Origin of the sequence: Pantoea sp. Cr_R13, from assembly GCF_029222565.1 — a bacterium.
GTDB lineage: Bacteria > Pseudomonadota > Gammaproteobacteria > Enterobacterales > Enterobacteriaceae > Pantoea > Pantoea eucalypti.
Map to the genome: position 1 here is coordinate 480,780 of NZ_JARHXL010000009.1, position 24,105 is coordinate 504,884.

A 24,105-nucleotide genomic window follows, 5' to 3' on the forward strand; every position below is an offset into this window, starting at 1 on the left:
CTGGCTTTATTACTCCCGGCTGGGCTTGCCGCTAAAGCGTGTGATTGGCTTTTCCTCTTCACGGTCAATCTGCTGAGAGAAAACCTCGAGTGCCGCGAAGAGTGGCCGCAGTCCACGCCACAGATCCTCATCATTGAGTAAGCGGATGATGCCACGGATGCCCGGCGCAGCTTTTTCCTGCCGCGCCTCATCCCGAGCCGGCTTAACGGCCATTGCAGCATCACGCACCGCCAGCAGTAAGTGATTAAAACGATCTGGCGGCACGCTGCCCAGCGTCATCATCAACAGTGACAGGTTTTGCAGCGCATTTTGGGTGCCGGGCTGATTGAGACCTGAGACCAGAATTTTCCCCACATCGTTATTTGATTTAACGAGATCGTTCGCCAGCCGCAGATAACCGTGCTGGTGGAGATTTTCAAGCAACTCGTCCATTGCCTCCCGGGCAGTTGGCTCGGTGCGTGTGGGCGGGACCTGATACTTCATCCGTTCTGCCATTAAAATTTCTCCGGTTTTTCAACGTGTTCAGGCGGTTCACGATAGCCTGCCTGCTGCCATTTTTGCTCAATCGGCAGGTGATCCAGGGGTGTTCGGTGACCATGACGGAAATTGTGTAGCGGCACCGGATTAGGCTGCGGGCGTCGATCCACGCGTGTCATGTTGACAGCGATCTCTTTGTAAGCGGGGGTATTGACGTCAGGATCGTGATGTTCACCAGTCAGTGCATTAACGCCATCAGTACCATGATGAATTGGCATAAACAGCACGTTACCCGCCACACGGTCTGTAATAACCACTGGCACATCCAGCGATCCCCGACGCGAGGTAATCCGTACCCACTCACCTTCAATGAGCGCGCGCGAGGCTGCAAGTTCCGGTGAGATCTCAACAAAGGCATTGGGCGACAATGACATCATGCGTCCACCCTGCCCGGTCTGATTCATTGACTGGAAATGCTCCAGCATTCGGCCATTGTTCAGCAGTAGATTGTATTCGGCATCCTCCTGCTCAGCGGGCGGCTGCCAGCTCAGCGGATAGAGGCGCGCTTTGCCATCCGGAAAATTGAACCGTTCTGTATAGAGACGTGGTGTGCTTTCACCTTCAGCGTTGACCGGCCAGAGTTGCGACTGCCATCCTGCCAGTTGCTCATAACTCACACCCGCGAAAATCTCTGCAATGCCCGCCACTTCCGCCATAATCGCGCCGGGATTTGGGTAATGCCATGGATGTCCAAGACGCGCCGCGAGATCGGTAAAGATCTGCCAGTCAGGACGACAATCACCCAGTGGCTTCATGGCAGGAGTAAAATGCTGAATGCGCCGCTCGGTATTCACAAAGGTGCCCTCTTTTTCCACGCTGGGCGCACCGGGCAGCACGACATCGGCAAATTCGGCGGTACGCGACATAAAGATGTCCTGAACCACCATAAATTCCAGCTTGCTGAAGGCGGCATGCACCGATGTGGCGTCGGCATCTGCAAACGCTGTCTCTTCCCCGGTGATGTACATTGCACGGATTTTACCTTCACCGGCCTGCTGCACCATTTTGAAGTTATCGGCGCCAGCCTTATCGGAAAGTGCATCAGGAGAAACGCCCCACGCGCGCGCCCATTTTTCCCGGATCGACGCGTCGGTGACTTTTTCATAGCCCGGATAGCGATTGCTGAGGCAGCCGAAATCACTGGCGCCCTGCACATTGTTGTGACCGCGCATCGGATAGCCGCCAGTGCCAGGCCGCCCATAGTTGCCGGTGACCAGCAGCAAATTCGATAGCGCGGTACTGGTGTCTGCTCCATGGCTATGCTGAGTGATCCCCATCGCCCACAATATGCAGGCGCTACCCGCGTGTCCGATCATCTCCGCCGACTCTTTGAGTTCGGCTTCACTCAGACCGCAAATCTCGCTGGCATAGTCGAGCGTAAAGGTATCAAGCGAGGTGCGATACTCTTCTACCTGATTAACCCGCTGTGCCAGAAACGCGTCATCGGCATAACCGTGATCGAACATATATTTCGCCATCGCCGAGGCCCAGACAAGGTCCGTGCCAGGTCGGATGCGCAGATAGCAGTCCGCCCGTTCCGCCATTTCATGACAACGCGGATCGACAACCAGCAGTTTCTGACCGCGATGTTTGTGGCTCTGTTTGATGTGCGACGCAATCACCGGATGGTTCTCGGCCAGATTACTGCCGACCAGCACAATCAGTTCGCTCTCCTGCAGATCCTTTATCGTTCCCGCATCACCGCCGTAGCCCACGGTGCGAAACAGCCCTTCTGTCGCCGGGTTTTGACAATAGCGCGAGGAGTTGTCGACATTGTTAGTGCCGAAGATTAAGCGGGCGATTTTCTGAGTAAGATAGGCTTCTTCGTTGCTGGCTTTGCTGGAGCCAATAAAGCCAATCGCATCGCCACCATAATTCTGCGCGATGCCCTGCAATCCTTCAGCTACCCGCTGCAACGCCTCATCCCAGCTGGCGGGCCGGAACTGGCCATTTTCGCGGATCAAGGGCGTCGTCAGACGCGCCGGGCTATTAACAAAATCCCAGCCGAACTTACCCTTAACGCAGGTAGAGATGCCATTAGCGGGCGCTTCCGCCACCGGCTGAATTTTCAGGATGTGACGATTGCGGGTCCAGATTTCAAAGCTGCAGCCCACGCCGCAATAGGTGCAGACCGTTTTAGTGCGTTTAATCTCCGACTGCCTCAGCGCCACATCGATGTTGGAGACGCCAGTAATCGGCCCCATGCCAATACTGTTTTCCATCGTTTTGACGAAATCGATCAGCGGGCGCTTCAACCCCTCATCCATTGCAGTGAACGGACCCGCATCAGGCTGCATGGTCTTTTCCAGTAATGCATTACACGGACACACTGTGACGCAGTGTCCACAGCTGACGCAGCTGGAACCGGCGATTTCAGTGCCGCCATCCCAGAGCACGCGGGGATGCGCTTGGGTGTAGTCAATCGACAGCGTCTCATTGACCTCGACATTCTGGCACGCCTCGACGCAGCGACCGCATAAAATGCACTGGTCAGGATCGTAGGTATAAAAGGGGTTAGAGTGATCTTTGGCGTAGGGTTTGGGCTGATGAGGATAGTACTGAATCGGAATGTGCATATCAGCCACGGTATTATGCAGCGTGCAGTCACCGGTGTTGTGTTCACAGACGGTGCAGTAAAGCTCATGGCGGTTGAGCAGTCTATCCATTCCCTCCTGTTGCGCGGCCCTCAGCGGAATACCGTCACTCTGCACCGAAAGCCCCTCTTCAGTGCGAAGCGTGCAGCCGCGAACCCGCTCGCCATTGGCATCTACCCAGCAGACATCACAGCTTTGCAGCGGCGGCAACGCCGGGTGGTAACAGACATGAGGTAGTTTTTTCCCGTGAGCGTCAAGAAAGTCGATCAGCGGTTGATTAGCTAACCCTTTTAACCGTTCACCATTAAAGAGAATGGTGCAGTAATTTTCACTCATATAAGCCTCATGGCGTCATTGCGAATAGCGTCCTGCTGGAAAAATATCCCTGAATTTAGAGGGTTGCTTCACAAGCTTAGTGAGGATTAGCAACCGCGCCATGAATACCGCTACGCTTATCAGGGTTACTTGCTGACAGTTAAGGGTTTTTTAAATGTAATGACTTCTTACCACGTGAAGCACGTCATGTTTTCCCTTACGCCAGGAATCACCGTTATCGGCATTTTTGCATTACTAAGCGATAAGCACCCGATGGCTGAGGATAAGGTTAACTATGAAATATTTAGTATGTTGTAACTATAAGATGTGCAGTTAGATATTCCTTCAAGAACCCGAATAAACATCAGCATTGACCTGGTTCTCTCTCATTAAACATGTCGGTTAATTCACTATTGAATCCCTCTGGAATTTGTACCAATTAATATCTGAATCCACTCAGTGCCGTCCCCCTTGAATTGGGTATTATAGCATGCTGAAACGGTTTAACCTGTTTGATTACCTTATGGATTAATTACGCACCTGACCTGCACAGTTCTCCTGGCCATTATCCGATCATGAATACATTGCAATGATATGGCGTTTTAATAAAAACGTATGCGTTCTCTACCCAGAAAGCGCTGAGCCACGCCACGGTAATTAGTGCATATTTTAGCCATGTCAATCAGTAAGTTATCCGAATTTTAACAAGCTGTTAATTATAAGATGATAATGATTTCCGTTATGGTAATATCCTGTTAACCCTGCCCGACGCCCTTTTATCCGGGTCTTTTTGCGCGTCATCCTTAATTACGTGACCATTAAAACGCTGGCTGAAATGAGGTCTTTATGAATTCCATCGTATATATCGTTGATGACGACGCCGCGGTGACTTCTGCACTCACTAATCTCCTCATCGCCGATGATTACACGGTTATCTCTTTCTCTTCAGCTGATGATTTCCTGTCTCACGCGTTAACTCCCCTTCCCTGTTGCCTGATTCTGGATATTAATCTGCCTGGCGCAGATGGGTTTGATGTCGCCCAGTCGTTGATCGATCGTGGCTATACTATTCCCACGATTTTCCTGACCGGCTTCGGGACCATTCCGGTCACCGTGCGGGCGATGAAAACTGGCGCTTATGAGTTCCTGACTAAGCCCGTCGAACCTGAGCGTATTTTGCAGGCGGTCGCGGAAGCCTTAGAGATTGCAGAGCAGAATCTGGCCTCTTCTCAGGAACGGCGGGAAATTGTGCAGCGACATCAGACCCTGACGCCGCGTGAAGCCGAGGTGATGCTGCTGGCGATTAGTGGTCTGTTGAATAAACAGATTGCTGCAGAGATGGGCGTCAGTGAAATTACGGCTAAAGTCCACAAACGACGGGTAATGGAAAAAATGAATGCGCGTTCGCTCACCGATCTGGTGCGGGCGGCAGAGCGGCTCAATATTGACCATAGCCGACGCCGCTGAAACCCGGCAGACGACCTGTTCCTCTCGCTTAACCCAATGGCAGAGTAAACCAGAAACGGCTGCCACCTTCCGGCCGGTTTTCTGCCCCTAACTCACCAGAATGCTTTTTGATGATCCCTTTGCTGATCGTTAATCCCATCCCCATGCCACTTTTTTGGTGGTATAGAATGACTCAAAAAGCCGTTCCCGCACGTCATCACTTAATCCGCAGCCGCTATCCAGCACCTCAAACCGCAGCGTATCAGGGGTGGGATTCTCTGACGTAAGGCGCAATAGCGCCGCGCGCGGCAGATCATCGGACATAGCATCGATCGCATTGATCACCAGATTCAGCAGCACCTGCTGGATCTGAACGCGGTCGCAGAAAATCTCCGCTTTAGCAGCCCTGAATTTAAGTTCCAGCGAAACTCCCCGCCGCTCCAGCTCTACACGGGAAAGCGCCAGAATGTCACGGGCGATCAGATGGAGGTTTTCCAAAGCAAAGCTCGATTCATGATTACGGGTCAGCGCCTGCAGGCCGTGAATAATCTCCCCGGCACGTTTGCCCTCTTTAATAATCTCATCTAAACCGCTGCTGGCGTTTTCCAGCATCAGCGGCTCACGCTTCAACCAACGCAGGCTGGCACCCGCATTGGCCACGATAGACATCAGCGGCTGGCTGATTTCGTGAGCGATGGAGGCTGTCAATTGCCCGACAGTCGTGGCGCGCGTAACACGCGCCAGGTCCGCCTGCGCCATGCGCGCACTGTCTTCCGCCATACGCTGCGAGGTGATGTCTGAAATGGTGCCAAAGTACTCTTTCACCTCAGGGAAATTGTTTACCGGCTCCCCAATACCTTTGATATAGCGACATTCACCATCTGACCTGATTACCCGAAACTCTGCCTGCATGCTGCGTCCCTGACTGACGCTGTGCGTCACCAGTTCGCTGATTGATTCATAATCATCAGGATGAACGCGGGTCAGGAAGTCTGCCATCGACAGTCCATGTTGTTCGGCTGGCAGCCCCAGTATCCGGGCATATTCTTCAGAGACTATCATCATGTCCTCGGCCACTTCCCAGCGCCAGGTGCCGGTATGACTGATTTTCTCGCCCAGCATCAGCGAAGTCTTGCTGGCACGCAGCTGTTTCTCAACCCGACGCCGATGGTTGTTCTCCTCCAGCAGTTCCGCGTAGAGTCGCGCCGTCTCCAGGGAAACAGCCGCCTGCGCACTCAGAGTTTTTACAATGTGGGAATGTTCAGCGGTGAACGCATCGGGCATCAGGCGATTTTCCAGGTAGAGCACCCCAACCATGTTGGCCTGCCTGAACATCGGCACACAAAGCACCGCCGAGCCTGAAGCCACCAGATAGGGGTCCTGACTGAACGGACTGAATACCTCCGGTTTACTGGTGCGAATCTCCTGACCGGTGCGGATCACTGCTGACAGCACCGATAGCGGCAGGTCATTCGCGTCAGGCCGCTCTTTGACAATCTGAACCCGCACGCCATCAGCCGTGCTTTCTGCCCAGGCCTGCGTCTCTGGCAGGTTGCCATCCAGAATCCGGATGAGGCGACAGCGCTGGGCACCAGCCCGCTCCAGCAGCATCCGCATCAGGGTGTGAATCAACCGATCAAGGTTGATCTCTTCCGTCAGGGCACGCACGGCGGTCAGCACGCTTTCCAGATCGTAGAAAGCGGCATCCTGCGTAAACGGAATCGTTGCCAGCGCACTGTTTTGCACCGGCGCGGCCAGGTGCGGATAGTGCTGCTCCAGCTGGCGCACCATCGCCTGCGCTCCCCAGTTGTCCCAGCCTGTCATTGCTGCTTTGATGTAGGCATCTGCCGCGGTATCCAGCTGTAGGGTTTTACAGCAACGGCCCGCAAGCTGATTTGCCAGCGCATGAATGTGCAGGTATCCGGCCTGCCGGGAGAGACGAATGGCGTTTTCATACTGCTTCAGCGCCTCACCCGTGTCGCCCTCAAGCCGGGCGCACTCTGCCCTCAGCAAGGCATATTTGTCCGCAAACAAACCGGGGTTAAGATCCGTCCAGCCGGCAAACTTGTCGAGATGAATGCGCAGCGCGCTGCTATCAGTGGCTTCAGACAGGTGACTCAGGGAGAGTGCCGTATAAAAATGCAAATCCATCAGATAGATATAAGCGGGGACCACGCTGATTAACGGCTGGATTCCTGCCAGACAGCGCAGCGCATCACGATATTCACCGGCATAGTAATGGGCCATTCCGCGATACAGCCCCGCCCAGAACTGCACCATCGCCTTATGGCCGGAAATCGGACCCGGCTCACTGCCGGCCACCAGCGGCAAAGCCTGATCGCGCTCGCCTGCTCTGAACCCACTGCTGTTACGCAGTTGCATCACCAACTGCTTTTGCATCAGCAGCACGTTCTCAACGTCGGGATAACCCGTTTTACGCGTAAAGGCGAGTCCGCGCTCAAGTGAGGTCATCACTGACTCCAGGTGATCGCCGCGTGTCAGCGTGTTCATGATTTGATGACGCAACGAGAGACAGGCAAAAGAGCGATCGCCATACTTCACCGCGACGCGAAAACTTTCACGGGCACATTCAATGGCGACGTCCAGCGGCTGTGTCCAGATCCCCACCTGATCCAGCGGCAACAGAGTACGGGCTTTATAACGGGTAAAGTCATACCGCTCCACCAGCTCGCGGGCCACCCGACCACAGGCATAACTAAAATGCCAGGCCTGATACCGTTCTCCTGTCAGCACGCTGAACCAGGCCAGACCAAACGCAGAGGCACCGGTTATGCCGTGGTCCAGCGTCATCTGCAGCATCTGACAGACCAGGATTAGATGGAGCTTTGGGCAGTCATATGCGGAGACAAATATGGTGCTGGCCATCAGGTTTAGCACCGACTCGACGTCAGGATCGCTGTTAAGCGGTAGCCGGTTCAACGTATCCTGCGGTGAATCGCCCATACGCGCCCGAATCGCCAGGCAGGCGGCATCGATCTCGACGTCATCCGGATCCCTTTTGAGATGCACACCAAACACTGCCAGCCAGGCAAGCGCGGTTTCCAGCGCCAGATGGTTGTCAGACTGGCGCATATGGATTTCAGCAGAAAGACAGGCTGCCTTTGATTTTTCACTGAGCGTACCTGGCTCACGTAGCAGTCGGGTACAGAGCGTTTGCGCTGACGTGAGATTACCGTTAAGAAACTCGCACTCCGCCTCATCAAAGCCCAGCATAAAGTCATTACCGGTCACCATTCGCAGGCTGAGTCGCTGGGCGGTGCGCAGATAGCGTAGCGCTGAGAGGTAATCTCCGGCGCGTTTCGACGCCTGCGCGGCTCGCAGACAAAGAGGATAATAACGTTCACGATCTGTCACAGTCAGTGGTAGCTCAGCAATCATCCCAATGTGATAAACCGCGCGGAACAGCGTCTCACTGTTATCCCCGCTTGCGACCGCTGCGGATAGCCAGACCGCCGCCTGCTGGTGAAGATGCTGTTGCTGCCGCAGGTCGGGCAATAATAACGCCGCGTTATGCACCCGATCATGCGTAAACGCGTAGTGCCCACCGGTCAGGGTGACAAAACGACCGCTGACAGCGGGTTCAAGTTGCTGCTGAATCAGCGTCACAGGCATCGCACTCAGCTGACCTAACAGCGAGAGCTCGCCACTGGCCCCCAAACAGGCCAGCGAACCCATGAGCTGCCGCGTGGTCTCCGGCATCCGTGCCAGCTGGCTTAACACCAGCGTGGCCACATTGTCGGTGTAACGACGCGCCATGAGCGCCTGACTGTCGTAATGCCATTTCGGCGGATTTTGACGAAAGTTAATCACCCCATCCTCTACCGCCTGCCGGAAGAACTCTTGCATCGAAAGGGGATTACCGCCGGTTTTCTCAAAAAGGATCTGCGCCAGCTCGCGATTACCGCCAGGACGGGTATGCAGCATTTGCGCCAGCCAGCGGCCGATGCGTTTCACACTCAACGGCTGCGGCGTCAGCGCCACTACCCGCGGTGCAGCGGCCCTGATGCGCAGCAGAAATCCGGCAATCATCGGACAGGGCATTGATTCACCCTCCCGAAAGGCAAGCACCAGCATAAAGGGCAAATGCTCATTTCGGGTTATCAGGTTTTCCAGCAGTTGCAGCGTGGCAGGGTCTGCCCAATGTACGTCATCAATCAGCATAACCAGCGGACGGCCCGGCGTGGCGAAAGCCTGAACAAGCGCAGAGGCCATCTGAGTGAACTGCTCGCGGGCGTCCAGTGCATGGCGCACCACTGGCTGTAGATTCCCGATATTGAGCAGCTGTTTTAATTCAGGCACCAGCTCAATGGCTAAATCGACATAGCCGCCCAACAGACGCAGCAACCGGCCTCGCCATTTTCTGACCTCAGGCGCTGACAACCCCAGCAGATAAAGCGTGACCGTGCGAAACGCGGAGGCCACAGCGGCAAAGGGTGCGGTCGGCGAATGTTGATCGGCCTTGCTGGCGGCCAGCAAAATCTGTCGGTGCTGCAGGGTTTTCAGGGCGGTCGCGATAATCGCGGACTTACCCGAGCCAGGCACACCGCTAAGCATCACCAGGCTCTGTGTTCCAGTGCGGATGACCGTATCCAGCGTCGTCAGCAATACACGAGCCTGCGGATGCTGACTGAACAGAGTCTCAGGCCGGAAACTGGTGTTAAAACGCTCCTGCAGTCCGGGCGTAAACGGCGCAATGGTGTTTTCCCCTGTCAATGTGGCCTGACAGCGGCGAAGGTCGGCCATCAATCCCTGCACGCTCTGGTAGCCGTCAGCGGGTGACTTTGCCAGCAGTCGCAGCAGAATTACCGAGAGCATCGGCGGCACATCGTCTCTGACCTGTTCAGCTGGCCGGGGCGCGCTGGCGATGTGATGATGAATCCACTCTGCTTCACCCGCATCCGGTGAGCCAAAGGGTAGCTTGCCGGTCAGATACTCATATAACACCACGCCAGACTGTAGAGATCGCTGAGGCTACTGACCGGATGTGGCGTGCGACCGGTGTGCTCAGGGGACATATAGGCCAGCGTGCCGCCTGAGGCGCGCAGGCTGTTTTTCTCAGCCGACTGCGCCGCCAGGGAGGCAAGTCCAAACCCGCCCAGCCGGAACCGGCCATCGTCAGTAATAAAAAAATGGCCTGGCTTGATATCCCCATGCACGATGCCCTGATGATGTGCCTGACCCAGCGTGTAGCAAAGCTGCAATGCCACCTGCAGGAAATCGGCGATTTTATCGGGAGGCGTAGCAAGATTGTTAGCCAGAGTGCGAAATGGGAAGGTAGGATAAATCAGCGCATAACGATCAAGATAACGGGTCGTGCCGGTGGCGGTGATGGCCCAGCGTGGTGACAGATACGCAGCCAGAGCACGCTCATTTTTGAGCCGCTGGGTGGCCTGAAAAGTGACGTCGTCACTTTTACCCGTGGCGATGATCAGTGTTTCGCCCGACTGGCGGCGCGCCAGCATCCAGAGAAGACACCCCTCCTGTGCCAGCGGCATCAGGGTGTCAAAATTTTCAATCGCGATCCCTGCGTCATCACTCTCCTGGGAAGTAACTGAAAGAAGGCTCATCAGCGCACATCTCCCTGAGATAACTCGCATCGGATCAGTGTCAGCAGCGTATCAACATCAATGGGCTTTCGCAAAAAAGTCATGGCCCCGAGCCCAATGGCATACCACAGCGTGGTTTCTTCCACATCTGCCGAGATAAAAATTACCGGCGGCAGATCAGCCCGCGCCTTGAGAAGGGTAAAAAGCTCAAACCCGGACATGCCCTTAAGGCCAACATCAATAATAAGCATACCCGCCTCAACCAGCGCATCGTCATCGGCCAGTAATGCCTCACCGGATTCAAATGATCGGGTTGCGTAGCCGTCCGAATGCAACAGATTGCTCAGTCCACTGCGGACCGCGCTTTCATCATCAACGATGACAATACGCTGGGTAAACGTCATGCAGGTATCCTCTGGAACGCCTCACCGTGTGGCATGCGAGGACTTAAGGCGTGTTATCACCATCGGGTGGCGGTGTCCCACTGATTTTTGGCATGCATTCATGGCGGAACCACTTCAGCGTCACCGGCTGTCGCCTGAACAGACGTTTACCCAGCGGTATTAATTGTTCACCCACCAGCATGCCAAACAGCCCTGCCAAAGCAATAACCGGCGGCGCCGGAGAGTTGACGTTGATCAGGGCATAGATTACCCCGGCGAGCAGGCCCACCGCGAGAGAAATAACGCAGGATTTCAACATGTTCAGCTTGTCCGCGATGAGGATGAAACGGGAGGAACATCAGGCTGATGCAAGGCGATTGCAGGCTTTTGTGCGGGAGATACCGCATGCACCAGCGCCCCACCCAACAGCATCCCCAGCAGTCCCAGCAGCGCAATCGCGGGCGGTGCCGGTGACCGCACCTTTAGTAGGCCATATAGCAGGCCAATCAGCACCCCGGCAGCCAGGGAAACAAGTAGAGGATTCATGACCAGCTCCTGTTATGCCACTCAGCTGATCGGCGGTTTTCCGCCGATCAGCTGGATGCCTTAGCGTATCGGTGCGTGAACCGGCGCCAGGGTACGGTGTTCACTTTTCTGACGTGATGGTGCTTTATGCACCATGGTGTAGGCGTAATCGACACCAATGCCGTAAGCACCTGAATGTTCTTTGGCAATATTCATTACGGCATCATAAGTGTCACGATTGGCCCAGTCTCGCTGCCATTCCAGCATCACCTGCTGCCAGGTTACCGGCACCACACCCGCCTGAATCATGCGCTGCATCGCGTAGTCGTGTGCTTCTTTAGTCGTGCCGCCAGACGCGTCTGCCACCATGTAGATTTCGTAGCCGCCTTCCAGCATCGCGCAGAGCGCAAAACTGTTGTTGCACACTTCGGTCCAGAGGCCCGACACCACGACTTTTTTCTTGCCGTTTGCGGCCAGCGCATCACGCACTTTCTGATCATCCCAGGAGTTCATTGAGCTGCGTTCCAGAATATCCAGCCCCGGAAACACATCCAGTAACTCCGGATAGGTGTGACCCGAGAAGCTTTCAGTTTCTACCGTGGTGATGATGGTGGGGATACTGAAGACTTTCGCCGCCTTCGCCAGCGCAACGGTGTTGTTTTTCAGCACCTGGCGATCGATGGATTGCACCCCAAAGGCCATCTGCGGCTGCTGGTCAATAAAGATGATCTGGCTGTTATGTGGCGTGAGGACTTCAAGCTTAGCGTTGGACATGCGTTCACCCATAGAGGTTATGTAACGAAATTTCCGCCAACCGGCGCGTGCAAAATGACGGCCAGTGCAGGTTTATCGCCCTGCTGCTGGCTGTCTGGTCGCAGTGTAGAGCGACCTGCAACGGCAAACTATTATCTCTGCGTATAACTATACGAAGGTATAGGTATCCCTCTGTATAACTAGACGACCCGTTAGCCTGCTCACCATAATCCGGCTTATTCGTGCCCTGTTATCTGCGGCACTTCCTGTCCCGCGCTAAGCCGGACACCCCCGATGAGGAGCATCTATGGTTACGCTCGGTAAAGCAGAACTGATACTGACCCATGGCAAATTTCACACCGTTGACCGCAGTAATCCAGTTGCGGAAGCGGTAGCGATTCGCGATGGCAAGTTCGTGGCGGTCGGCACGCTGGCAGAGGCGATGGAATTTCACTGCGACGGCACCAAAGTGGTCGATCTTAAGGGCCACACGGCTGTGCCCGGCCTGAACGATTCACACCTGCATCTGATTCGCGGGGGGCTAAACTACAACCTTGAACTGCGCTGGGAAGGCGTGCCATCGGTTGCCGATGCGCTGCGGATGCTGAAAGAGCAGGCGCTGCGTACCCCTTCACCGCAGTGGGTTCGCGTAGTGGGAGGCTGGACAGAATTCCAGTTTGCCGAGCGCCGGATGCCGACGCTGGATGAGATCAACGAAGCAGCACCCGACACGCCGGTTTTCGTGCTGCACCTCTATGACCGCGCCCTGCTCAATCGCGCCGCTCTGAAAGTGGTTGGCTACACCAAAGAGACGCCAAACCCGCCGGGTGGCGAAATCCAGCGCGACAGCAACGGCAATCCCACCGGCCTGTTGATCGCCCGCCCTAATGCAATGATCCTCTACGCCACGCTGGCGAAAGGACCGAAACTGCCGCTGGAACAGCAGGTCAACTCCACCCGCCAGTTTATGCGCGAGCTGAACCGTCTGGGTCTGACCAGCGCCATTGATGCGGGCGGCGGCTTCCAGAACTATCCCGAAGATTACGAAGTGATTGCTGAGCTGCATCAGAAAAAGCAGATGACGTTGCGTATCGCCTACAACCTCTTCACGCAGCGTCCGGGCCATGAGCTGGAAGATTTTGAAAAATGGACGGACATGCTGACGCCAGGCCAGGGCAGCGACTATTTCCGTCACAATGGCGCAGGGGAAATGCTGGTCTTCTCGGCGGCTGACTTCGAAGATTTCCTGGAGCCTCGTCCGGATTTAGCCCCTGGCATGGAAGACGAGCTGGAGCGCGTGGTGCGTCATCTGGTTGAGCATCGATGGCCTTTCCGTCTGCATGCGACCTATGACGAGTCAATCAGCCGGATGCTGGATGTGTTCGAAAAAGTGAATCGTGATATTCCGTTCAATGGTCTGCACTGGTTCTTTGACCATGCGGAAACCATCACTCAGCGCAATATCGATCGTATTAAAGAGCTGGGCGGTGGCATTGCCGTGCAGCATCGCATGGCGTTCCAGGGTGAATACTTTGCTGAGCGCTACGGCATTGAAGCCACCCGCCATACCCCACCGGTTCAGAAAATGCTGGAGACCGGCGTGCCGGTCGGGCTGGGCACCGATGCGACCCGCGTTGCCAGCTACAACCCCTGGACCGCGCTCTACTGGCTGGTTTCTGGCCGCACCGTGGGCGGCATGCAGATGTATGATGTCAGTGCCCGCCTGGACCGTGAAACGGCGCTGATGCTCTGGACGCAGGGCAGCGCCTGGTTCTCCAGTGAACAAGGTAAAAAAGGTCAGGTCAAAGTGGGACAACTGGCGGACCTGGCGGTGCTGAGCAAAGACTTTTTCAGCGTCCCGGAAGAGGAAATCAAAGGCATTGAGTCAGTGCTGACCGTGGTGGATGGCAATATCGTCTATGCCGCCGGATCGTTCAGCGCAGATGCGCCGCCTGCGATTCCGATCCTGCCGGAGTGGTCACCGGTGGTAAATGTGCCGGGTCATTATCGCAGTGCTCCGCCGGTTGCGCAGAGCCGTGCAGGCATGATGCCCGCCGTCCACCACTGCAGCGGCCCGTGCGGTGTTCATCGCCACTCGCATGAGATCGCACGAGGTTCCAGCGTACCCGTTGCCGAAGATAACGCCTTCTGGGGCGCGCTCGGCTGCAGCTGCTTCGCGTTTTAATCATGAATTATGCTACCGCTCTTTCGCCCCGCATCAACGCGGGGCTGTTCTTCCTGCGCATGACTGGCAGCCTGCTGTTGTTACAGGTGCATGGGCTGCCGAAAATTCTGCATTTCAGCGAAGAACTGACGCGCATCGAAGATCCTTTCGGGCTGGGACCGATGATGAGCCTGCTGCCCGCTATCGTGGCGGAAGTCATCTGCCCGATTTTCATTATTATCGGCTGGGGAAGCCGGATTGCCTGCCTGCCGATTATCGCGGTACTGCTGGTTGCAATGCTGGTCGTCCACCCTGGCTGGTCACTGGCGGAAGGCCAGTTCGGCTGGCTGCTGCTGATTATCTTTACCACGCTGGCGCTGACCGGGCCAGGCGGCTGGCGCATCGGCGCTGCGAAACCTAAGGGGAGGCGTTATGGCACAGGTTAATGATATTCATCAGGTTGAGCAGGAACAGCCTGATGTGCGGCCCACTAATGAGGTTTCGCCGTTACAGCCACTGCGCCAGCCGGTGTTCCGCATGCTGTGGATCGCCACTGTGGTTTCAAATATCGGATCATGGATGAATGATGTCGGCGTGAACTGGACCATGCTGACGCTAAGTGCCGATCCTCTGGCCGTGGCGCTGGTGCAGGCAGCCAGCAGCCTGCCGATGTTTCTCTTTGCACTGCCCTCCGGGGTGATGGCGGACATCGTTGACCGCCGTAAATATTTACTGTTTTCCCAACTGTGGACGTTTACCGCCGCCGCCGGGCTGACCGTACTGGCCTGGACCGGTCATGTGACACCCGGCGTGCTGCTAGGCGCTGCCTTTTTACTGAGCGCAGGTGCCGCCATGAGTTCGCCGCCCTTCCAGGCGATCGTGCCAGATCTGGTGACCAAACCGGAACTCGGTCCTGCCATTGCCCTTAACTCACTCGGCATTAATATCAGTCGCGCCATCGGACCGGCACTGGGTGGCCTGATCCTGTCGTTCGCCGGCCCCTGGATGGTATTCCTGCTCAATGCGCTGTCAGTGCTGGGCGTCGCCTGGGTGCTCTGGCGCTGGAAAGCGGAGCCGAGCGTCCAGCGTCTTCCGCCTGAACACTTCTTCCCGGCGGTACGGGCGGGTCTTCGCTACGTTCATGCGGCACCGGTCTTACGTAACGTACTGGTGCGAACCTTCTCGTTTTTCCTGTTTGGCAGCGCGGGCTGGGCATTGCTGCCGCTGGTGGCTCGTCGTGAACTGGGCCTCGGCCCTGGCGGCTACGGCATCATGCTGGCCTGCATCGGGGTCGGCGCGATTACCGGCGCGGTGCTGCTGCCGCGTTTGCGTCGTCACTTAAGCTCCGATCGCCTGATGGTGCTCGCCAGTCTTCTCTTCGCCCTGACCATGCTGGCGCTGGCCTTTGTGCGGCACTTCTGGCTGCTGAATGCGTTTGAGTTCTTTACCGGCTTTGCCTGGATCGCGGTGCTGTCGACGCTGAATCTTGGCGCACAGCGGAGCGCCGCGAAATGGGTGAAAGCGCGTGCGCTGGCGGTCTATCTGACAGTGTTTTTTGGATCGATGACCGCAGGTAGCGCCCTCTGGGGACAGCTCGCCTCGCACTTCGGCATTCCGCTGTCGCTCTGCGTCGCCGCGCTGGGGATGGTGCTCGCCAGCAGCACCGTCTGGCGCTGGCGTCTCGATCAGGATCCCGATCTCAATCTCGATATGGTTGGCGATGGCGTTAATGCACCTGCACTGGATATCCGTCATGAACGAGGGCCAGTGATGGTGAATTACGAATACCGGATTAATATTGATGATGCACATGCTTTTATCGTCTGCATGCAGGATATGCGGCGGGTCAGACGTCGTGGTGGCGCCATCAACTGGTCACTTTATGAAGATATCTTACAGCCCGGTATTTTCGTCGAGACGTTTGTGGTCGGCTCCTGGGTCGAGCATCTGCGTCAGAAAGAGCGCTACACCATCAACGACAAAAAGATAGAGCGGCGGGTTTTCGCTTTTCATCAGGGTGAAAATCACCCCTAGGTTCGCTATCTGGTGGCGCCAGTGTGACTGGCTACACTTTCTCATCATTCATCACGTCATACAGAGGGCAATACCATGAGCACCTTTAAAACGACCGACGGTACACAGATCTACTTTAAAGACTGGGGAACCGGCAAGCCTGTTTTGTTCAGCCACGGCTGGCCGCTGGATGCCGACATGTGGGACAGCCAGATGAACTTCCTGGCCGACCATGGCTATCGGGTGATTGCATTTGACCGCCGTGGCTTTGGCCGCTCAGATCAGCCCTGGAACGGCAATAACTACGATACCTTTGCGTCGGACATCAACGACCTGATCACCCATCTTGATCTGCAGAACGTGACGCTGGTGGGCTTCTCTATGGGTGGCGGCGACGTCACGCGTTATATCGGCAGCTATGGCAGCGATCGCGTCGGGGCGCTGGTGCTGCTCGGTGCCGTCACACCTATCTTTGGCAAAACGGCAGACTATCCGCAGGGTGTCGATATGTCGGTGTTCGAAGGCATTCGTGATGGCCTGCTCAAGGATCGCGCACAGTTTATCAAAGAGTTCGCGACGCCGTTCTATGGCACTAATGCCGGACAGACCGTCTCCGATGGCGTCATGACGCAGATGCTGAACATCGCGCTGCTGGCCTCACTCAAAAGTACCATGGATTGCGTGACCGCCTTCGCGGAGACCGATTTCCGTGCCGACGTGGCAAAAGTAAATGTGCCGACACTGGTCATTCATGGCAGCAACGACCAGGTCGTGCCGTTTGAAACCACCGGCAAGGTTGCGGCGGAGATGATTGAGGGTGCTGAACTCAGGCTCTATGACAACGCGCCACATGGTTTCGCCGTGACGCATCAGGATCAGTTGAATCAGGATCTGCTGGCGTTCCTTAACGCGCAGTGATGCAAAAAACTGCGCGGCTTTCGCCGCGCAGTTTTCATTTTATCGGGTTGGATGATTCACTTCATTCGGACGCAGATCGAATAACAGCACCTCTGCGCCTTCACCATGACTGAACGACAGCGTTTTCTCGTCGCGAACCCGCGCACCATCTCCGGCATTAAACTGCAGGCCATTGACTCTGACACTGCCGCGCGCCACATGGATATAGGCGTAGCGATCATCCGGGAGTGTAATTGTCTGCTGCTCATCGCCCTGGAACAGTCCTGCATAGATGCGAATATCCTGGCGTACCCGTAATGCCCCATTTTCACCGTCTGGCGAAATAATCAGCCGCAGATTGCCGCGCTTATCTGCTTCGCTGACGGAGATCTGCTGATAACCTGGCGGAGTGTTTTTCTCTGCGGGTACCACCCAGATTTGCAGGAAATGCACACCCTCGGTGCCGGAGTGGTTGAACTCGCTGTGGGTCACACCGCTACCGGCACTCATCAGTTGCACATCGCCAGGGACAATCACCGAACCGGTTCCCATTGAGTCTTTGTGCTCAAGCGCCCCTTCCAGCACATAAGAGATAATCTCCATGTTACTGTGCGGATGAGCGCCAAAACCCCGTCCTTTGGCAACCCGATCATCATTAATCACCAGCAGATCGGAGAAGCCCGCCTGTTTCGGATCCCAGTAGTTTGCAAAAGAGAAGGTGTGACGTGAATTCAGCCAGCCGTGATCGCCCACACCGCGTTGCTCTGACAATCTTTGCTCAATCATATTCTGCCCCTTCGTTGATTCGGGAAGTGCGAATGCCCTTCGATGGAAACAGCATATAAGTAAACCTGAGTGCCACACAATGACCTGAACTGGCAATCACTGTCTCATTTTGGTGGACAATTTGAGCGAGAATATCCCGATGAAGGGTATGCGGGTGAGGCTTTCAGCTGCTGGCTCGCACCACCAGCTCGCCCTGCATAATCACAGATTGCGGCGGCGCGTCGGGCCAGGCAATTTTCTGCAGCACCAGCTCACAGGCGCGACGACCAATCTCCTTTGAGGGCTGAGCCAGCGTGGTCAGCGGCGGTGAGACCATGTTGGCCAGTTCGCTGCCGTCAAACCCCACCACGGCAATGTCCTGAGGGATCCGCAGTCCCGCCTGCTGAATCGCCGCCATCGCACCGGCGGCCAGCGTATCGCAAACCGCAAACACCGCGTCAGGCCGGCTTTCAGCAGCCAGCAGTTGATTCATTGCCGCTTTACCGGCACTGAAACTCAGTGCACTGGCATACGCGATGGCCTGCCAGCTCAGTTGCTGTTCATTAAGCTCTGTGGTGTAGCCCTGCTGGCGCAGGCGGGCATAACGGTAGCTCAGGTCGTGATTGATCAGCGCGATGCGCTTTCGTCCCTGTCTGGCCAGATAAAGCACCACGGACTGCGCAGCGGCTTCATCATCAATGCCGACGCAGGAAATCTGGCCGTTATCATCATGTTCGGCGCACTGAACCCAGGGTGCCGAACCTATCAGCTGACTCAGTTCCGGGAGTTTGCTGAAGGCATCCATGGTGATGATGCCATCCACCATCTTGCCGGAGAGCAGTTGAAGACTGGATCGCGAACGGGCGATGTCCGCGCCCGAGTTACATAACAGGATGCGATAGCCGTTTTTCTCCGCCTGCTCCTCAATGCCTTTGACAACCTCAGCGCAAAACGGGTTGGAGATGTCTGAAACCAGCACAAGGATCATTGAACTGCGCGCTGTACGCAGCTGACGTGCCAGCAGATTGGGCTGATAGTTGCTCTCTTCAATTGCCGCGAGGACTTTCTGGCGATTAGCCGGTTTCACGCTGTCGCTGTTATTCAGCACTCTGGAAACGGTAGCAACCGAGACGCCCGCCATCCGGGCGATTCTCTGTATAGACATAGCGCTCCTTCTGTTTAAATCCTTGCAGATCAACCGCATAACGCAGCCGCTGAGGCTGCAAAATGGCTTCAGGTGTCACGATCCAGGCCCAACTGATGGCGTACTGATGGGCCGTTCTCTGCCAGAGCAAAATCATCAAAAGCGCGATCAGACACCGGAATGATATGCCGGCGGATAAACTCCGCGCCTTCACGCGCGCCCGTCTCGCTATCCTTCAGGCAACACTCCCACTCCAGTACCGCCCATCCGTCATAGCCATACTGCGCCAGCTTGCTGAAGATACGGCTGAAGTCGATCTGACCATCGCCAGGCGATCGAAACCGTCCGGCGCGGGCCAGCCAGGGCTGATAGCCGCCATAAACGCCGCTGCGCCCGTTAAGCTGATACTCAGCATCCTTAACGTGAAAGGCTTTGATGCACGAATGATAGAGGTCGATGAACTGTAGATAATCGATGTGTTGCAGCAGGAGATGGCTGGGATCGAACAGGATATTGCAGCGCGGATGGTAATTAACCTCCATCAGAAAACGCTCAAACGTGACACCGTCATGCAGGTCTTCGCCGGGATGAATTTCATAACAGAGGTCAATGCCGTGATGGTCAAACAGATCCAGCACCGGCAGCCAGCGGCGCGCCAGCTCAGCAAACGCCTCATCAAACAGCGCGTCATGCTGCGGTGGCCACGGGTAAAACCAGGGCCAGGCGAGCGAACCAGAAAATGTGGCATGCGCACGCAGGCCGAGCTTCTCTGAGGCAGCCGCTGCCCTCTTCAGTGTGGCTATTGCCCACTCAGTGCGCCGGGCCGGATCGCCACGTAATGCCGCCGGGGCAAAATTATCAAATGCCAGGTCGTAGGCCGGATTGACCGCTACCAGTTGACCTTCAAGATGGGTAGAAAGCTCGCTGATCTCCAGTCCGAAACCGGCCAGCACCCCTCGCACCTCGTCACAATACGTCTGACTCTCCGCCGCCTTTTTAAGATCGAAAATAGCAGGCTGATGACAGGGGATCTGCAGTGCCTGATACCCCAGCCCCGCGGCCCACTTCCCCAGCCCTTCCAGCGAGTTAAACGGCGGCTGCGGGGTGATGAACTGTGCCAGGAAGATGCCCGGCCCCTTAATTGTTCTCATCATTAACTCCTGTGTCCTGCTACCGCCTAATCACGGTATTTGAACGAGAAGAAGAAGATAATCGCAATCAGCGCTGCAGCAATCGCGGGGATCCACCAGAATAACGCCCAGTTCTGGGCTGTGGCATTGCCCGCCACCAGATGGTTGTACAGAGAACCGGAGATTTGTGATCCCAGCAGCATGCCAATGCCGTAGGTGAACATCACCACCATGCTCTGCGCCTGACCTTTCACCTTTTCACCGGCAATCCGATCGGTGTAGATGAATCCCACCACGAAGAAAAAGTCGTAACAGACACCATGCAACAGGATGCCGAGGTAGATCAGCGTGCGCGTCTCATCGCTCATGCCCAGCGCGAACAGGGCGTAGCGAACGAACCACGCCATCATCCCAATCAGCAGCATGGTTTTGACGCCGAGGCGACGAAACAGCAGCGGGATGATTAGCATGAAGAGAATTTCAGACATCTGTCCCAGTGACATCAGCGTGCTGACGTCCCGGATACCGGCATCCGCCAGCCACGAGGCGGTGAAGGCATAATAGGTGCCCAGCGGAATGGAAATCAGCGTGGCGCACAGAGCAAAGACCATGAAATGACGCTGTCGCAGCAGTGCGAAGGCGTCCGCGCAGAAGAGATCGCGGACTTTCAACGGCAAACCTTTGGCTGGTGCCGGCGTATGCGGCAGCGTCAGGCTGTAAATCGCCAGCAGTATCGAGCAAAGCGCCGCCAGCTGAAACACCGCCACGCTGTCAGCAATGCCGGTCACGCCGATAAAGATCCCCGCCACGATCCAGCCGATGGTACCGAAGACTCTGACGATGGGGAAACTCCGCTCACTGCTGGCGAGGCTGTGAAAGGCGATGTTATTTGAGAGTGCCAGCGTCGGCATAAAGCAGAGCGTATAGCCAAATAACAGTGCGATTAGCAGCGCGCCGTTCTCCGCAATCAGCGCCTGTGGCACAAACCAGAGGATGGCTGCGCCCGCCAGGTTCATCACGGCCATGACTTTTTGCGAAGGGAAAAAGCGATCCACCAGCATGCCGAGCACAAACGGCGAGAGAATTGAGGCGATAGGTCCGGCTGAAAACGCATCACCAATCAGCAACGGCATATTGTGTCGGGTCATCACCAGCCCCAGCGTGACCGACCAGCTACCCCAGATAAAAAACTGCATGAACATCATGAGAGAGAGTCGCGGCACCAGCAGCTTATGCTGCACCCGCTGGCCTGCGCGCGCCTGCACCGTTGCAATCATGGGAACCTCGTGAATAAGTAATCGATTACTTTCTGATGGTGTGAAAGTAATCGATTACCGTAACAGGTTCTCCTGCCCCGATCACAAATTATTCACCCAGCGTTACCATTCGGATATCAACGATGCCAGACGACGGTGTCGTGAGGTCAACCGGTGGCATCAACTACCCGTGCTTTCCGGAAGCGATATCGCTCATACAACACCGAATAGAGACCGCCGATCACCACCAGAATTGCACCGATAACGGTGGTGGAAGTCGGCAGATTCCCCAAAAGCAAATAGCCCACCGCCACCGACCAGATCAACGTCGTGTAATCAAACGGCGCCAGCAGTGAGGCTTCTGCGTACCGCAGACTCAGGGTCATCAGGATCTGCGTGATACCGCCCAGCAGTCCACATCCCACCAGTAATGCCAGCTGGTTACCCTGAGGGAATTTCCAGCCGCCCGGAAGCGTAACCAGCGACGTTAGCGCCGTGGTGACAGCAAACCAGAATGCGATAGCACCGGGCTTCTCTTTCCCGTTAAGAAACCGAATCTGAACCAGTGCACAGGCAGTACATAAGGCTGCCATTAACGCCAACAGAATGCCCACTGAGGATGAGAGCGAGAATGTGGCCTGACTCGTCAGGGTGAGATGCCCGGAGAACATGACCAGGATACCGCTAAAACCGGTAAAAACCGCCACCCAGCGATGGTGCCGGACTTTTTCACGCAGAAACAATGCCGCCAGTAGCACGGTAAAAAGCGGCGCAGCATAGTTAATCGCGGTGGCATCGGTCAGGGAAATGTAGAGCAGCGACAGATAACTGAAATAGAGGCCGCCGGTTCCGGCCAGTCCTCGCACAAAATGTCCGCGAATATTCCGGGTGCGAATGCCATCCAGTATGCTGCCCTGAAAACCTAGCCAGATTAACAGTGGGACCAATGCCAGCACTGAACGGAAAAATATCACTTCACCGACCGGGATTGCGCCATCCAGTCCTTTTACACAAGCCAGCATCAGCGTTGAACTTAACGCAGCTGTGATCTTCATCGCTATGCCAGCGGAAGCGTTCATAGGGTTTTTGATCTCTCAGTGGGGAAAAATAAGCAGGGGAATCAGCACACTCAACCTTCATACTGGCACAAAGCGATAAAGCAATCTGCCGGGATTAGGTCGCAAACGGCATTTTATCTTTTTTTGACGCAGCGTCACGGCATGAACAGGCATGTGGATCAGCTTCCCTGCTGGTACACTCAGCCTTCTGCCCTGCTCTATGGGCCGCTTCTCTAAGGAACAGGAGTCTCCGATGTCCACGCTGCGTTTACTGCTATCTGAATCTAACGACCCCTGGTTTAATCTGGCGGTAGAAGAGTGCATTTTCCGGCAGATGCCCGCCAGCCAGCGAGTGCTATTTTTGTGGCGTAATGCGGAAACGGTAGTAATTGGACGGGCGCAAAATCCGTGGAAAGAGTGCAACACACGACGTATGGAAGAAGATGGTATCCGGCTGGCGCGTCGCAGCAGCGGCGGTGGCGCGGTATTTCACGACCTCGGCAACTGCTGTTTTACCTTTATGGCTGGCAAGCCGGAGTATGATAAAAGCGTCTCAACCGCCATTATCCTGCGTGCACTTAACGCGCTGGATGTTCCGGCGGAAGCATCCGGACGTAACGATTTAGTGGTCAACACTGCTGAGGGACTGCGTAAAATCTCCGGTTCCGCCTACCGCGAAACACCGGACCGGGGTTTTCATCACGGCACTATTCTGATGGATGCCGACCTAAGCAGGCTGGCGGACTACCTTAATCCCGATGTGAAAAAATTGCAGGCCAAAGGGATTACGTCGGTCCGCGCCAGGGTAACCAATCTGGCAGAATTAGCACCGGATATCAGCTATCAGGCGATCTGCTCAGCAGTGACTGACGCCTTTTTCGATCATTACGGAGAGCGTTGTGAACCGGAGATGATTTCGCCTGAAGCCTTGCCCGACCTGCCGGGTTTCACAGAACAGTTCGCGCGGCAGAGTAGCTGGGCGTGGAATTTCGGTCAGGCACCTGACTTCTCGCATCTGCTTGACCAGCGTTTTGCCTGGGGCGGTGTGGAGATCCACTTCGATGTTGAACGTGGCGTGATCACTCGTTGTCAGATTTTCAGCGACAGTCTCAATCCTGCGCCGCTCGAAGCGCTGGCGCAGCGGATGCAAAACGTCACTTACCGCCCAGACGCCCTTGAACCGGTACTGAGTCAGCTGGTTGCGGATTTCCCATTGCGACAGGCAGAGCTGACAGAATTGCAGCATTGGCTGGTCGCCAGCGTACGCTGAACAGTCGTTTTCATTTGCCCGTTCTGGAATCTGTCGCGGGCCATCTTCTCCTTAACAGCATTCAGTAAAAGACAAACGCAAAAAACCCGCACAAGGCGGGTTTTTATTAATTATCAATTTCAGGCTTATCTGCTCAGGCTGTTGCCGTCATCGCTATTGTAAGCGTTATTGATAACTAAGGCTTACATAGGGACTACGTTTGCCGCTGAAGGACCTTTAGCGCCGTTTTCAATCGTGAATTCGACCTGCTGACCTTCGTCCAGAGTTTTATAATCGTTGCTCTGGATT

The 24,105-nt window shown here is 55.7% G+C and carries 18 protein-coding genes and 1 pseudogene; 6 read left to right on the forward strand and 13 right to left on the reverse strand.

The window, feature by feature from the left end; translation table 11 throughout:
- Nucleotides 1-9: 9 nt before the first annotated feature.
- Together P2R09_RS06200 and fdhF are read right to left on the reverse strand one after the other, a co-directional pair.
- Entirely contained in the window at nt 10-495 is a 486-nt protein-coding gene (locus tag P2R09_RS06200; RefSeq protein ID WP_275768051.1) for a DUF1641 domain-containing protein, read from the reverse strand.
- A complete protein-coding gene (gene fdhF / locus P2R09_RS06205; RefSeq protein ID WP_275768053.1) occupies nt 495-3,467 on the reverse strand; it encodes a formate dehydrogenase subunit alpha in 2,973 nt (990 codons plus the stop codon). Before fdhF ends, P2R09_RS06200 begins: the two co-directional genes overlap by 1 nt.
- 825 nt (nt 3,468-4,292) lie before the next feature.
- Between fdhF and P2R09_RS06210 the strand changes: the two genes are divergently transcribed.
- The gene (locus P2R09_RS06210) at nt 4,293-4,913 is read left to right on the forward strand and encodes a response regulator (protein WP_275768055.1); all 621 of its coding nucleotides are present in this window, start codon (nt 4,293-4,295) and stop codon (nt 4,911-4,913) included.
- Between the two features lie 28 nt (nt 4,914-4,941).
- Here P2R09_RS06210 and P2R09_RS06215 read toward each other — a convergent pair.
- The 5 genes and pseudogenes from P2R09_RS06215 to P2R09_RS06235 all read right to left on the reverse strand — a co-directional run bounded on the left by P2R09_RS06215 (nt 4,942) and on the right by P2R09_RS06235 (nt 12,141).
- Nucleotides 4,942-10,480 (reverse strand): annotated as a pseudogene (locus P2R09_RS06215) (AAA family ATPase).
- Nucleotides 10,480-10,863: a response regulator gene (locus tag P2R09_RS06220; protein ID WP_275768057.1), complete on the reverse strand. Its 384-nt coding sequence runs from the start codon at nt 10,861-10,863 to the stop codon at nt 10,480-10,482. The pseudogene P2R09_RS06215 and the gene P2R09_RS06220 overlap by 1 nt, the downstream one beginning before the upstream one ends.
- Nucleotides 10,864-10,906: 43 nt before the next feature.
- Nucleotides 10,907-11,161, reverse strand: a complete 255-nt coding sequence (locus P2R09_RS06225) for a XapX domain-containing protein (RefSeq protein ID WP_275768059.1) — start codon at nt 11,159-11,161, stop codon at nt 10,907-10,909.
- Nucleotides 11,162-11,163: 2 nt separating this feature from the next.
- On the reverse strand, nt 11,164-11,388 hold the full coding sequence (locus tag P2R09_RS06230) for a DUF1427 family protein (RefSeq protein ID WP_275768061.1): 225 nt from the start codon (nt 11,386-11,388) through the stop codon (nt 11,164-11,166).
- Nucleotides 11,389-11,448: 60 nt separating this feature from the next.
- Nucleotides 11,449-12,141 carry a hydrolase gene (locus tag P2R09_RS06235; protein ID WP_033742913.1) on the reverse strand — a complete coding sequence of 231 codons (693 nt, stop codon included), beginning with the start codon at nt 12,139-12,141 and terminating at the stop codon, nt 11,449-11,451.
- Between the two features lie 286 nt (nt 12,142-12,427).
- Here P2R09_RS06235 and P2R09_RS06240 point away from each other — a divergent pair, with 286 nt between their 5' ends.
- The 4 genes from P2R09_RS06240 to P2R09_RS06255 all read left to right on the forward strand — a co-directional run bounded on the left by P2R09_RS06240 (nt 12,428) and on the right by P2R09_RS06255 (nt 17,215).
- Entirely contained in the window at nt 12,428-14,305 is a 1,878-nt protein-coding gene (locus P2R09_RS06240) for an amidohydrolase (protein ID WP_275768064.1), read from the forward strand.
- Between the two features lie 2 nt (nt 14,306-14,307).
- On the forward strand, nt 14,308-14,730 hold the full coding sequence (locus tag P2R09_RS06245; protein ID WP_275768065.1) for a DoxX family protein: 423 nt from the start codon (nt 14,308-14,310) through the stop codon (nt 14,728-14,730).
- Nucleotides 14,717-16,318 (forward strand): MFS transporter, encoded by a 1,602-nt coding sequence (locus tag P2R09_RS06250; RefSeq protein WP_275768067.1) that lies wholly within the window; start codon nt 14,717-14,719, stop codon nt 16,316-16,318. Before P2R09_RS06245 ends, P2R09_RS06250 begins: the two co-directional genes overlap by 14 nt.
- A 75-nt stretch (nt 16,319-16,393) precedes the next feature.
- Nucleotides 16,394-17,215 carry an alpha/beta hydrolase gene (locus P2R09_RS06255; protein ID WP_275768069.1) on the forward strand — a complete coding sequence of 274 codons (822 nt, stop codon included), beginning with the start codon at nt 16,394-16,396 and terminating at the stop codon, nt 17,213-17,215.
- Between the two features lie 39 nt (nt 17,216-17,254).
- Here the strand turns inward: P2R09_RS06255 and P2R09_RS06260 are convergent, their stop codons facing one another.
- From P2R09_RS06260 to P2R09_RS06280, 5 genes are all read right to left on the reverse strand, one after another.
- On the reverse strand, nt 17,255-17,980 hold the full coding sequence (locus tag P2R09_RS06260; protein WP_003855194.1) for a pirin family protein: 726 nt from the start codon (nt 17,978-17,980) through the stop codon (nt 17,255-17,257).
- Nucleotides 17,981-18,143: 163 nt separating this feature from the next.
- The gene (locus tag P2R09_RS06265) at nt 18,144-19,124 is read right to left on the reverse strand and encodes a LacI family DNA-binding transcriptional regulator (RefSeq protein ID WP_275768071.1); all 981 of its coding nucleotides are present in this window, start codon (nt 19,122-19,124) and stop codon (nt 18,144-18,146) included.
- A gap of 68 nt (nt 19,125-19,192) precedes the next feature.
- Complete coding sequence (locus tag P2R09_RS06270; protein WP_275768133.1) at nt 19,193-20,254, reverse strand: sugar phosphate isomerase/epimerase; 1,062 nt, start codon at nt 20,252-20,254, stop codon at nt 19,193-19,195.
- 26 nt (nt 20,255-20,280) lie between these two features.
- The gene (locus P2R09_RS06275; protein WP_275768073.1) at nt 20,281-21,510 is read right to left on the reverse strand and encodes an MFS transporter; all 1,230 of its coding nucleotides are present in this window, start codon (nt 21,508-21,510) and stop codon (nt 20,281-20,283) included.
- Nucleotides 21,511-21,656: 146 nt separating this feature from the next.
- Nucleotides 21,657-22,568 carry a DMT family transporter gene (locus P2R09_RS06280; RefSeq protein ID WP_275768075.1) on the reverse strand — a complete coding sequence of 304 codons (912 nt, stop codon included), beginning with the start codon at nt 22,566-22,568 and terminating at the stop codon, nt 21,657-21,659.
- A 232-nt stretch (nt 22,569-22,800) separates the two neighbouring features.
- On the opposite strand from P2R09_RS06280, the gene P2R09_RS06285 reads away from it, so the two are divergent.
- Nucleotides 22,801-23,817, forward strand: a complete 1,017-nt coding sequence (locus P2R09_RS06285) for a lipoate--protein ligase A (RefSeq protein ID WP_275768076.1) — start codon at nt 22,801-22,803, stop codon at nt 23,815-23,817.
- Nucleotides 23,818-23,999: 182 nt separating this feature from the next.
- Here the strand turns inward: P2R09_RS06285 and P2R09_RS06290 are convergent.
- Nucleotides 24,000-24,105, reverse strand: a 106-nt coding sequence (locus P2R09_RS06290) for a cold shock domain-containing protein (RefSeq protein ID WP_175501524.1), incomplete at its 5' end; no start/stop codon positions are given.